This is a genomic window from Oligella sp. HMSC09E12, assembly GCF_001808505.1.
GTDB classification, from domain to species: Bacteria; Pseudomonadota; Gammaproteobacteria; order Burkholderiales; family Burkholderiaceae_B; genus Oligella; species Oligella urethralis.
The window spans coordinates 36,961-47,844 of record NZ_KV793516.1 but is presented as its reverse complement, the minus strand read 5'-3'; the positions used below and the strand labels follow the sequence as shown (position 1 = coordinate 47,844).

Genomic DNA, 10,884 nt, shown 5'->3' with positions numbered 1-10,884 from the left:
AGGGATGAGGTGCAAACCTCACCCTACTCGATTGAGCAGCGTTTAGTCGGGGTACTTGGGGTTTTGGTCCCTGGGCATTGTAGCCCCTCACTTATGGATATGATGCGGCTACTACCTTCGATGGTGCTTTCAAATAGCTTGTTAGGGCAGTTGCGCCTGGCTATCTGGCTAGGCAGTTGGGCTAAACTAAACCCCCGTAGCCCGCATTGGCACTTGGGTCCCCTGGCTGTTGATCCAGCTTGGCAAGGGCAGGGTATTGCTCGACAATTATTGACGCGGGCTTTTGAGCAGGCCGAGCTGCGGGCACCAAGTGCTCCCCTCTATTTAGAAACTGATAAACCAGAAAATGTACGCTATTATAAACGTATTGGTTTTTATACGTTAGACAGCCCACGGATTTTAGGCACTCAAAGCTGGTTGATGCTTAGATTTAACAGCGTCGAGCAACGTTAGCCCTGACAGCTCGCAGCGGTAGCTAGCGGTCAAGGCTAGGGTAGTGCGTGCTTCTGAGTGATTGTTTCAAATCCAATGCAACGTGGGGCTTATTGCTTTTTAGTCGGCGTATAAATCATCGTGCCGACTACGCGCCGCAAGATTGGCAGAATGACTAGAACTAATGGAAAGGCGATTAACCAAGACTGAAGCCAGTTACTGAGCCAGATTGGAAAAATGCCATCTACCAAGCTCAAATTTTTAATGGTGTTGTAAGCTGAAACAACCCCACTCATAATGCCTGATAATAATAGCGGCATTAACCAATGGATGCTGCTTGCAGGTAATTTTGGCAACAAGCCAAAAAAGAAATGCGTGTGTTTCTTCATAGAAAATATAAGTTAAAAATTAATTAAACGGATAAAGCGTAGACCGACTATGCCTATGAACGATCATAGGATAATGACAAATTCTTCGTGCTCATACACCGCTCTATACTAGGTATTTTAATCCTTGTTAGTGAGAATTTCAGTTATTTATTAGACTTGACTAATGTTGATAGGCTTACATTGCTAAACTATAGGGAATTTAAACAGTGAATCACAGGGGTAGCATGACTAAAAGCTTAGTAAGACCAATGTTGATAGCTTTATTCTTAGCTGCGATGGCTTATTCTTTTTCGCAAAGTGAGCCATGGTTAGTATTGAGCTATGGCTTAGCCCTGTTTATTTTTGGCTTGCAATGCATCAAAGAGGGTTTACAAAATAGTGTGGGTGGCGCTTTTGAAAGGTTTTTGGTGTATAGTACAGCGACTAAATTAAAAGGCTTTGCTTTCGGCGTTGTATCCACTTTTTTCTTGCAATCCAGTACGCTCGTCTCCTTGCTGACCATGGCATTTTTAAGTACCGGCATGATTGGCTTGGTGAGTGGTATTGCTATTAACTTAGGGACTAATATCGGGGCCACGAGTGGGATTTGGCTGCTAGCCTTGATTGGTCACAATGTGAGTCTAGGTACCGTGGCGATGCCTATGCTTGTGTTTGGGGTTTTCTTTAGTTTGCTTGAGGGTAAGTATAAGTTTTTCGGTCGTGTTTTAGTTGGTATTGCCCTGATATTTTTTGGGATTGATGCCATCAAGTTGAGTTTTGATAATATCGACAATCAGTTGTTAATGCAATCGATTAAGGTGAGCGGTATTGCGCAAATTTTGTTGTTTAGTGGGGTGGGTTTGCTTGTCACGATGGCTTTGCAATCCTCTCATGCGACCTTAATTTTAACCTTGGCCTTATTAGGCAGTGAGCAAATTGCTTTGATGCAGGCCTTTGCGATTGCCCTTGGCTCCAACTTAGGGAGTAGTGTGACAACCAGCTTGGTCGGCATGTTGGGTAACGATCGCAAGGGGCGGCGCCTAGCCCTGGCACATTTGATTTTTAATATCGTCACGGTGATGCTAGGACTGTTATTATGGGTGCCGATAGTTAGTGTAGTAAGCTATATCAGCGAGAAAACGGGGATGAATCATTTGCTGCAATTGGCGTTTTTTCATACCTTAGTTAACTTTGTAGGGCTATTAGTGTTTTGGCCGTGGCAGGATCATTTTGCGCATTTTCTCTACCGACTGTTACCGGATAAGACTGAGCCGATTTTAGCTGACAATGAATTTAAAACGGTGGGCGCAATTTACCTTCAAGCGAATATGTTACGTTCAGGTGAGACGGCTTATCGTGCTGTGTTCCAAGAGCTACAACATTTTAGCTCCTTATGCTTAGAGGTGATTTGTCATGTGTTATTTATTCCGCCAGCCGATCTGCGCCGTAACGCTGGCAAGGGTGCGGTATGTGCTCATACGGTGAGTGAGCCAGTCGGTCCATTTAAGTTAAATGCCCGAGCACTCTATGAAGCTCAAATCAAGCCTATTTATAGTGATTTGCTGGACTTTATGAGCAAAATGGATATTGATAGTGAGCTTCATCAAGAGCGATTAAAAGAAGCTAACATCGTGATGTTGCGCATGGTCGATATCATCAAAGATGCAAAGCATCTACAAAAAAACATGCAAATCTATTTACAAAACCACGACGCTGCTCCCCATCATGAGTACATCAAATTAAGACAATACCTGTTCAAGGTTTTATGCTTAGCTCAGCACATGATTATGACTAAAGCAGATACAGAGGCCTGGCCTAATATGATGAATGAGTTACAGCGGCAGATTCAAAAACTTGACGAATTTCGCGCACGTGCCATGCAAAAATTGCGTCACAATGAATTAGATGGTTGGCAAACTTCTTCCTTGATGAATGATAGTCGCTATGCCAGAGACATTGGCAATGGTTTGATGGAAATTCTGCAAATGCCCTTAAATGCACCACCAGCTGTCGCTGAGGAGGAAATGACACTTAACGCGCGCAAGGAGCAGGGCAGGAAAGCCGAGCTGATGAATAGCGTTAATCACGATGATTAAAAAATAGGGTGAGCTTATCTACGAGGGACTGATAGTGTGGTAGGTGGGTGATAGCGTGTATATGCTTGCCTAGTCAGTCAAAGTGGCTGCTAGCTATGTTAAGCTTAGTTTGTATTGTTTTACTCAGCCATAAGTTAAATTCCTTATGAAAAAAATCCTTAGTCTTTTCTTTGCTATGATTGCACTCATTAGTCTGACGGCTTGTACGAGTAATTCGGGCAAGCCTAGGGTGTCTGCGGGGGCGAGCCATTCAGTGCCGTTTACTGTGGGTTCTGATACACCTGCTTGGATCACTAACGCCATTAGGTTTTATCCATGGTCTAGCGGGCGTAAGATCCGAGTGTCAACAGGTGTGTCTGTCAAACCCACGAAAAATACCAATGCGGGTGTGGGCATTGATTGGTAGTTACCGCGTGTGCAGGAATGAAGTCAGCTTGACAGTAAAAAAATAGCGTGTTAAATTACTTATAACTACATTAGCATATGCTAATATAACTCAGTTTAACTGAGTTATTCTAGTTCGATTTTACTAACAATGCTTCAAGGAGTGCAGTATGAGTTATAAGGAATTAACCCAGGTCGTTTCTGGTAATTTACGCGATTTAAAGCAGGGCAATCCTGAGCTTATGAAAGGCTTTGCTGCCCTATCATCTGCCGCGACCAAAGCAGGTGCACTAGATGAGAAAACCAAGGAGTTATTAGCCTTAGCCATTGCTATTGCGATTCGTTGCGATGACTGTATCGCTTTCCATACGCAAGCTTGTATTCGCTTAGGTATGAGTAAAGAAGAGTTAGAGGAGTTGGTTGGGGTAGCTGTCATGATGGGTGGTGGCCCATCGCTCATGTACGGCAGCCATGCAATTGCTGCTTTTAAGAAGTTCTCCGCAGCGTAATTAGCAATGAGCTGTTACGGGCTTTGTACCTACCACAGACACTAAAAGGGGTGAGGTTTAGACCTCACCCGATTCAAAACACTTCCTAGCACCAGAAACTACTGTGCACCGAGTAACTCAGGTAAACCGAGTGAAACGATCGGCACATAGGTAATGACCATTAGGAATGTCAATAAAATCAGCAACCATGGCATGGCAGCCTTGATTGTTTTAGTTACTGGCATACCGGTGACGGCAGAGCTGACAAATAAGTTCAGACCGACCGGTGGGGTAATGAGACCGATTTCCATATTGACGACCATGATGATACCGAAGTGAATCGGATCAATGCCTAGTTCCACTGCAATAGGGAAGAAAATCGGCGCCATAATTAAAATAATCGCTGATGGCTCCATAAAGTTACCAGCAACCAAGAGCACCAAGTTCACGACAATCAAGAACATCCAGGGCTCTAAGCCAAGTCCTAATACCCATTGCGAGATGAGTTGAGGGATTTGCTCAGTGGTCAGTACATGGGCAAAAAGCATGGCGTTAGCGATGATGAACATCAGCATCACGGTCATTTTGCCTGAGTCTAGCATCACGCGTGGTAAGTCTTTAAAGCCCATATCCTTGTACACAAAGAGAGCAATAAAGGCTGAATAAACTGCCGCCACAGCTGCTGCCTCAGTCGGGGTATACATACCGGAGTAAATACCGCCCAGAATAATCACAATCAGCAACAAGCCCCACAGGGATTTTCTTAAGGCCACGAGCCATTCGCGGAGGCTGGCACGAGGTTGTGCTGGGAGGTTTTTAACGCGCGCTACGATGTAAATGGCTACCATCAGTGCAGCCCCCAGTAACAGTCCTGGTACCACACCCGCAATAAACATTTTACCCACGGATTGCTCAGTAGCAGCCGCATAGACCACCATCACGATGGAGGGTGGAATCAAAATACCTAGTGTACCGGCGTTACAAATAATCCCTGCACCGAACTCAATTGGATAGCCGGAGCGTACCATACCGGCGATCGCAATAGAACCCACGGCAGCTACCGTGGCTGGGCTGGAGCCTGATAGCGCAGCAAAAAGCATACATGCGAGCACCGAACCGATGGCTAAACCACCGCGCACATGACCTACACATGCATTAGCAAAGTCAATTAAGCGTCGAGCCACCCCACCGGTCGTCATAAAGGCGCCCGCAATTAAAAAGAAGGGAATCGCCAGTAGGGTATAGTGTTCAGAGGTTTCAAACATCTTGATCACTAATCCACGCACGGTGTCAGGACTAAAGAACATGATGGTAATGGCACTAGACAGACCTAGTGAAATAGCAATGGGCACACCGATTAGCATCAAGCCGAAAAGCAAAGCAAATAAAACTAGTACTGTCATTACTTCTTCTCCATGACGACATCCGTGTGGTTCGCGTGACGCTGTGTGGAGAGTTCCTCGACCGCGTCTCTAGCTTCATCCGCCAGCCCCAGATCATCTTGCTGACCGGTAATCAAGCGGTAGCCGATTTCTAAATAGCGGATAATAAATAGTAAAAAACCAATCGGCACAATGATCGTGACATGCCAACGAGCGACGCCGAAGCGGTCAAGACCATTGGTTAGGGTGCCATATTTATAAAAGGTATAAACCCACTCTAAGCTGGCTTCAAACATGATGCCGCCATAGAGTAAGCAGGCGCTTAAGCCAATAAAGGCCAGAATACGTCGTGTGCGTGTATCGAATAATTTGATCAGTGCATCTACGCCCAAGTGACCACCGACGCGAACGCCATAGGACATGCAGAAAAAGATGAGCCAGGCAAAGCAGATGGCAGTGAACTCATTGGCCCAGTTAAAAAATGTGGCGGTGTCCATAATGAAGTCGCCAATCGCATCAAAAAAATCACCTGCCGCCGTATCTACAAACCAACCGCCTAGCCCATAAAAAGGTACGTAGAGGTTATTAAACATGGTGTAGAAAAAAGTCACAAGTGTCATCGCAGAAAGAATAAATACGATCAGAAATTTTTCAGTTTTCTGCCATAATAAATCCATTTTGCGGTAGGTATGACTAAACATAAAGTTTTCCTTTACCTAATAGCTGGAAATTTGTGATGCTGCTGTTGCAGCGATTGATATGCGTTATGAGTTGTATAAAAAATGCCCCCTGAGTTGTTTGATAGCTTAGGGGGCATTCATTCACCACGTGATCGAGTGCTTATTTTTTGTTAGCGTCTACGGCTGCTTGAATTAAATCAGCGCCGATTTCACCCTCGAACTTCTTCCATACCGGTTGTACAGCTTCACGCCATTGCTCACGCTCTTCAGGCGTTAGCGTGATGATTTCGGTTGTGCCTGCATTAAGGATATTTTGCTTATCACCGTCGTTTAGCTCTTTAGCCATTTTGTTAACCTCAACAGTGACTTCCTTTAATACATCTTCAAGGGCAGTACGAACATCGCTGTCTAAGCCGTTCCAGAACTTAGTATTGGTGATAACCATGTAGTCAATCAAACCGTGATTTGACTCAGTAATGTACTTCTGCACCTCATGCATTTTTTGAGAATAGATATTGGAATAGGGATTCTCAGCGCCGTTAACTACACCTGTTTGTAGTGATTGATAAACCTCAGCGAAAGCGATTTTACGAGGATTAGCGCGCAATGCTTTAAACTGCTCTTCAAGGACATTAGAAGCCTGTACACGGAAGCGTAGACCACGCGCATCACGCGGTACACGTAGCGGCTGGTTAGCAGATAACTGCTTCATACCATTGTGCCAGTAGGTTAAACCGGTGATGTTCTTATCTTCCATGCTTTTTAAGAGGCTTTGACCCGCTTCACTTTGTTGGAAACGGTCAAGGGCATCAATATCTTCAAATAAGAAGGGTAAATCGAAAATCTGGATTTTCTTCTGGAAATGCTCAAACTTAGCTAAAGAAGGTGCTAATAACTGTACGTCACCAGAGAGTAGGGCATCCATCTCCTGACCGTCACCATATAAGGAAGAGTTAGAGTAGACCTCCACTTTGACCTTATCGCCTAGGCGCTCCTCTGCTTTTTGCTTAAATAATAAGGCGCCTTTACCCTTAGGGGTTGAGTCGGCTACAACGTGAGCGAATTTAATCACAACGGGTGATTGTGCTTGTGCTGTCCCCATAAAGCCTGCCATTGATAATGCAACAGGCAACACGAGCGCTTTAAAATTTTTTTTCATGTGTTTAATACTCCATCCTTAGTGTAAATAAAAGTCGCAAACTCAATGAAACATTGCAAGATGTACATTTGATTACGACTTGAAACCTTAATCATAACTGATTCTAGCTGTAGTTTTCAAAATTTTCTTAATCTGCTGATCTTGCTCAAGGATTCAGGGCAAATCAAGAATATACACGCTAAAATTTTCCCTGAGTTTCGTATTATCAAAGTCGGTCTTGCAGTTTTTTGTAGTAATATCCAATAAAGTGTGTGTTTTATAGCTAAGAAATTCTTAATTGTTAAATTAGTCTGATTGAGGCTTGACATCTTGTTTTATTGATAATATAATCTTTTTCTTAGGTTGTTAGAGGCTCTTTAGCTCAGTTGGTTAGAGCGACGGAATCATAATCCGCAGGTCCCCCGTTCGAGTCGGGGAAGAGCCACCAAACACCTCATATGCGCCCGTAGCTCAGTTGGATTAGAGTGCTTGGCTACGAACCAAGAGGTCGTGGGTTCAATTCCTGCCGGGCGCGCCAGATTATAAGCCCTCATAGCATTTGTTGTGAGGGCTTTTTCATTATGTTTTAGGATAATAAGTGCTTATCCGCTTTTAGAACCGATTAACGATTAACGGTCCCAGTATTCACTCAGGACCGTTACTCTTTGTGCTGTCTTAATCTAGTTTGATGGCTGCAGCTTTAATCATTTCTTGGTATTTTGCTAATTCCTCTTTCGCATAATTAGTGAAATCTTGGGCGCTACCAGGTTCTAAGTCAGAGGCCATATTGCGCATCTGCTGTTGTACACGCTCATCTTTCATACCTTCTGCGTAGGCTTGGTTGAGTTTTTCGATAATAGCTTCCGGTGTGCCGGCCGGCGCGACCACACCAAACCAGGTGGAGATATCGAAATTCGCAATGCCACTTTCTTCAAGTGTCGGTACCTCACTTAAAAAACTACTGCGTTCGGCGGTCGTAACGGCCAAGGCGACGACTTCATCTGCTTTAATTTGTGGGAGTGACGATGCTAGATTATCAAACATGAGTTGCGTTTGATTAGCTAATAGCGCCATTTTGGCGGGGTTTGCACCTTGGTAGGGGATATGCAGCATATCCACCGCCGCACGCTGTTTAAATAATTCGCCAGCCAAATGACCAGCACTGCCATTACCACCCGAAGCGTAGTTAACTTTATCACCATGTTGTTTTAGATAATCAACTAAGGTCTGGACATCGTTGATGCCATTTTCAGTAGCAAACTTTTTATTTAGAATGAGCACATTTGGCACATTGGATAAAAGTATCACCGGCGCAAAGTCTTTGCTCGGGTCAAAGGGCATTTTTTGATAGAGCCAAGGATTAATCGCCATGGTTGCAACCGCTCCCATGCCTAGGGTATAGCCATCGGCTTTGGCTTGAGCAACACTTGCTAAACCCACATTGCCACCGGCGCCGGCTTTATTTTCAACGATCACATTTTGGCCAAGCGTTTCTTGGACTCGCTCACCTAATTGACGGGCGGCTGCATCTAATGGGCCACCCGCAGCGTAGGGCACCACAAAATGAATGACTTTATTAGGATAATTGCTAGCTTCATCGGCTAGGGCAGGGGCATTTGTTAGGCATAAAGCTAAGCCAAGCGCTGTGAGTGTTAAGCGTTTTAAGAAATTACGTTTGTGATTGTTCATATAGAGCTTCCTAGATTCTGTCTGATTAGTTTTTACCGGTGCTACCAAAGCCGCCGCTGCCGCGATCGCTTTGATTGAATTCATCGACCACACGGAATTGTACTTGATGCACTGGCACCACCACCAATTGTGCTAAACGTTCCATCGGTTCAAGCCTAAAGCTTTGCTGACTGCGATTCCACACGGAGACCATCAGCTCACCCTGGTAGTCAGAGTCGATTAAACCGACCAAATTACCTAAAACAATCCCATGCTTATGACCTAAACCGGAGCGCGGTAAAATCATCGCCGCATAGCCCGGATTATCTAAATGGATGGCTAAGCCAGTGGGGATAAGCTCGGTTTGGCCTGGTGCTAGGACTATGGCTTCATCAATACAAGCTCGTAAATCGAGACCGGCAGAGCCAGCGGTGGCATATTGAGGCAGTTGCTGCTCCATGCGTTTATCGAGAATCTTCAGATTGACTAACATGCTTTAATACCTATGTTAAGTTTAACTAATTGCTTTATATTTAAAAAATCGCTATACCTGGCAGCATATACAGTGGCGGCCAAATCACAGCAGAGCAAAAATTAGCGAGTTGAAATTTGTAAAATGGTACCCGTAACACGCCCGCTACTGTGGGTACACTTGAACGTAAGGGACCTAAAAAGCGTCCAAAAAAAACCGCATAAATACCGAATTTACGAAATAGTAGATGAGAACGTAAAATCACATTGCGGTAGCGTTGATAAATCCTGGCATGAAGCAGCCCAGGACGCACTTTACGACCAATGGTGTAGGAGATATTATCACCCAAAAAGCAGCCGATGGAGGCAGCCACACTAATTGGCCAAAAGGGTAGTGCATCCGCCCCGATGAGGGCACCGGTCGCTACCAGGATGACTGTTGCAGGCATCAGCAGACCAATCACAAAAATGGATTCTAGCAAAGCCACCATGCCAATAAGGGGTGGTGCCCAGGCCTTATTTTGAGCAATAAAATTCAAGAATAAATCAACATATGCTTGCATTAGTTACCTTGAGCGATAGCGCCGGGCGATTTCTGCAACCAAGGCAGCGGCAGCAGCTGGTTTTGACGCTGGCTGCATCTCGCTGACGCCACTATCAGCAAACAGCACAAAGCGAGTGCTATCCCTATCCATGACGTCTTGCGCTAGATTACCGACCACCAGAGGTAGCTTTTTACGTTGACGCTTGGCTTCGGCGTATTCGTATAAATTATCCGTTTCGGCAGCAAAGCCGATGGGCCATGGGCCGTTTTCCATGGTGGCAACGCTAGCGATAATGTCTGGATTAGGGGCAAACTCCAGTGCTGGAAAACCACCATCTGCTGTTTTTTTAATTTTGCTAGTGGTGCTATTTTTAATATACCAATCAGCCACGGCGGCGACGGAGATAAAAATATCGTGTGCCGCTGCCATTGTCATCACGACTTCATACATCTCACGCGCCGAGCGCACACTTATAAAATCAACACCATAAGGACGGGGCAGGGCTGTGGGACCAGAAATTAAGGTGACCTTGGCGCCTGCGCGACGTGCTGCCGTGGCAATGGCATAACCCGTTTTACCGGAGGAGCGGTTGGTGATAACTCGCACTGGGTCAATGGCTTCTTCGGTGGGGCCAGCAGTCATTAAGATTTTTATGCCTTGCAGTAGTTTAGGACTGAAGAAGCTAATCATCTCTTCAACTAAGTCTGGCACCTCCAACATGCGTCCTGAACCAATCTCGCCACAAGCCTGCTCACCTGCGGCAGGCCCCCACACGCTAATACCATCATCAATTAAGCGTTGAATATTACGTTGTGTGGCGGGGTTAGCCCACATCTCTCGATTCATGGCGGGTGCAAGGATTAATGGGCAAGCTCCACGGGCTAAACAAAGGGTTGATAGTAAATCATCAGCCAAGCCATGGGCTAATTTTGCAATAAAATCAGCGCTGCATGGGGCAATCAAGATCGCATCGGCCTCACGACTTAAATTGATATGCGCCATGCTATTAGCCATGGTGGGATCGAGGGTTTCGCTATATACATGCTTACCGGATAGGGCTTGCATGGTGGTTGGTGTAATAAAGGCGCAGGCGGCATCCGTCATCACGACCTGAATGCTGGCCCCCTGATCCTGCAAACGTCGGCATAACTCTGCACTTTTATAGCAAGCAATACCGCCGGTTAGTCCGAGCACGATACGCTTTTCACTAAGCAGCTGGCTCATGATGCATT

General features: G+C 45.4%; 12 protein-coding genes and 2 tRNA genes. 6 read left to right on the top strand and 8 right to left on the bottom strand.

Features of this window, described 5'->3' with window-relative positions; translation table 11 throughout:
- Nucleotides 1-453: GNAT family N-acetyltransferase (locus HMPREF3179_RS01005; RefSeq protein ID WP_070469321.1), on the top strand; the 453-nt coding region annotated here is incomplete at its 5' end.
- Nucleotides 454-542: 89 nt separating this feature from the next.
- On the opposite strand, the gene HMPREF3179_RS01000 is transcribed toward HMPREF3179_RS01005, so the two are convergent.
- Complete coding sequence (locus tag HMPREF3179_RS01000) at nucleotides 543-821, bottom strand: DUF2798 domain-containing protein (protein ID WP_070469319.1); 279 nt, start codon at nucleotides 819-821, stop codon at nucleotides 543-545.
- 224 nt (nucleotides 822-1,045) lie between these two features.
- Between HMPREF3179_RS01000 and HMPREF3179_RS00995 the strand changes: the two genes are divergently transcribed.
- The 3 genes from HMPREF3179_RS00995 to HMPREF3179_RS00985 all read left to right on the top strand — a co-directional run bounded on the left by HMPREF3179_RS00995 (nucleotide 1,046) and on the right by HMPREF3179_RS00985 (nucleotide 3,789).
- The gene (locus HMPREF3179_RS00995; protein ID WP_070469317.1) at nucleotides 1,046-2,896 is read left to right on the top strand and encodes a Na/Pi cotransporter family protein; all 1,851 of its coding nucleotides are present in this window, start codon (nucleotides 1,046-1,048) and stop codon (nucleotides 2,894-2,896) included.
- Nucleotides 2,897-3,041: 145 nt separating this feature from the next.
- Nucleotides 3,042-3,302, top strand: a complete 261-nt coding sequence (locus tag HMPREF3179_RS12055) for a hypothetical protein (RefSeq protein ID WP_141742780.1) — start codon at nucleotides 3,042-3,044, stop codon at nucleotides 3,300-3,302.
- Between the two features lie 148 nt (nucleotides 3,303-3,450).
- Nucleotides 3,451-3,789, top strand: a complete 339-nt coding sequence (locus tag HMPREF3179_RS00985; protein WP_070469313.1) for a carboxymuconolactone decarboxylase family protein — start codon at nucleotides 3,451-3,453, stop codon at nucleotides 3,787-3,789.
- A gap of 98 nt (nucleotides 3,790-3,887) precedes the next feature.
- On the opposite strand, the gene dctM is transcribed toward HMPREF3179_RS00985, so the two are convergent.
- From dctM to HMPREF3179_RS00970, 3 genes are all read right to left on the bottom strand, one after another.
- Complete coding sequence (gene dctM / locus HMPREF3179_RS00980) at nucleotides 3,888-5,171, bottom strand: C4-dicarboxylate TRAP transporter large permease protein DctM (RefSeq protein WP_018025729.1); 1,284 nt, start codon at nucleotides 5,169-5,171, stop codon at nucleotides 3,888-3,890.
- Nucleotides 5,171-5,851 carry a TRAP transporter small permease gene (locus HMPREF3179_RS00975; protein WP_070469310.1) on the bottom strand — a complete coding sequence of 227 codons (681 nt, stop codon included), beginning with the start codon at nucleotides 5,849-5,851 and terminating at the stop codon, nucleotides 5,171-5,173. The genes dctM and HMPREF3179_RS00975 overlap by 1 nt, the downstream gene beginning before the upstream one ends.
- Nucleotides 5,852-5,990: 139 nt before the next feature.
- Nucleotides 5,991-6,989, bottom strand: coding sequence for a TRAP transporter substrate-binding protein (locus HMPREF3179_RS00970; protein ID WP_141743410.1), 999 nt, complete (start codon nucleotides 6,987-6,989; stop codon nucleotides 5,991-5,993).
- 350 nt (nucleotides 6,990-7,339) lie between these two features.
- Here HMPREF3179_RS00970 and HMPREF3179_RS00965 point away from each other — a divergent pair.
- A tRNA-Met gene (locus tag HMPREF3179_RS00965) sits at nucleotides 7,340-7,416 on the top strand.
- 12 nt (nucleotides 7,417-7,428) lie between these two features.
- A tRNA-Arg gene (locus HMPREF3179_RS00960) sits at nucleotides 7,429-7,506 on the top strand.
- A gap of 137 nt (nucleotides 7,507-7,643) precedes the next feature.
- On the opposite strand, the gene HMPREF3179_RS00955 is transcribed toward HMPREF3179_RS00960, so the two are convergent.
- From HMPREF3179_RS00955 to coaBC, 4 genes are read right to left on the bottom strand one after another with little or no spacing between them, the layout of a single operon-like run.
- Entirely contained in the window at nucleotides 7,644-8,657 is a 1,014-nt protein-coding gene (locus HMPREF3179_RS00955; protein WP_070469307.1) for a Bug family tripartite tricarboxylate transporter substrate binding protein, read from the bottom strand.
- 25 nt (nucleotides 8,658-8,682) lie between these two features.
- A complete protein-coding gene (dut, locus tag HMPREF3179_RS00950; protein WP_018025733.1) occupies nucleotides 8,683-9,129 on the bottom strand; it encodes a dUTP diphosphatase in 447 nt (148 codons plus the stop codon).
- 40 nt (nucleotides 9,130-9,169) lie between these two features.
- Complete coding sequence (locus tag HMPREF3179_RS00945) at nucleotides 9,170-9,670, bottom strand: DedA family protein (RefSeq protein WP_018025734.1); 501 nt, start codon at nucleotides 9,668-9,670, stop codon at nucleotides 9,170-9,172.
- 3 nt (nucleotides 9,671-9,673) lie between these two features.
- A complete protein-coding gene (gene coaBC, locus HMPREF3179_RS00940) occupies nucleotides 9,674-10,876 on the bottom strand; it encodes a bifunctional phosphopantothenoylcysteine decarboxylase/phosphopantothenate--cysteine ligase CoaBC (protein ID WP_070469305.1) in 1,203 nt (400 codons plus the stop codon).
- Between the last annotated feature and the right edge of the window lie 8 nt (nucleotides 10,877-10,884).

What these genes read in the sequence shown, in the direction of transcription:
- HMPREF3179_RS01000 (WP_070469319.1), bottom strand. Translation starts at nt 821, where the DNA reads ATGAAGAAACACACGCATTTCTTTTTTGGCTTGTTGCCAAAATTACCT.
- HMPREF3179_RS00995 (WP_070469317.1), top strand. Translation starts at nt 1,046, where the DNA reads ATGACTAAAAGCTTAGTAAGACCAATGTTGATAGCTTTATTCTTAGCT.
- HMPREF3179_RS12055 (WP_141742780.1), top strand. Translation starts at nt 3,042, where the DNA reads ATGAAAAAAATCCTTAGTCTTTTCTTTGCTATGATTGCACTCATTAGT.
- HMPREF3179_RS00985 (WP_070469313.1), top strand. Translation starts at nt 3,451, where the DNA reads ATGAGTTATAAGGAATTAACCCAGGTCGTTTCTGGTAATTTACGCGAT.
- dctM (WP_018025729.1), bottom strand. Translation starts at nt 5,171, where the DNA reads ATGACAGTACTAGTTTTATTTGCTTTGCTTTTCGGCTTGATGCTAATC.
- HMPREF3179_RS00975 (WP_070469310.1), bottom strand. Translation starts at nt 5,851, where the DNA reads ATGTTTAGTCATACCTACCGCAAAATGGATTTATTATGGCAGAAAACT.
- HMPREF3179_RS00970 (WP_141743410.1), bottom strand. Translation starts at nt 6,989, where the DNA reads ATGAAAAAAAATTTTAAAGCGCTCGTGTTGCCTGTTGCATTATCAATG.
- HMPREF3179_RS00955 (WP_070469307.1), bottom strand. Translation starts at nt 8,657, where the DNA reads ATGAACAATCACAAACGTAATTTCTTAAAACGCTTAACACTCACAGCG.
- dut (WP_018025733.1), bottom strand. Translation starts at nt 9,129, where the DNA reads ATGTTAGTCAATCTGAAGATTCTCGATAAACGCATGGAGCAGCAACTG.
- HMPREF3179_RS00945 (WP_018025734.1), bottom strand. Translation starts at nt 9,670, where the DNA reads ATGCAAGCATATGTTGATTTATTCTTGAATTTTATTGCTCAAAATAAG.
- coaBC (WP_070469305.1), bottom strand. Translation starts at nt 10,876, where the DNA reads ATGAGCCAGCTGCTTAGTGAAAAGCGTATCGTGCTCGGACTAACCGGC.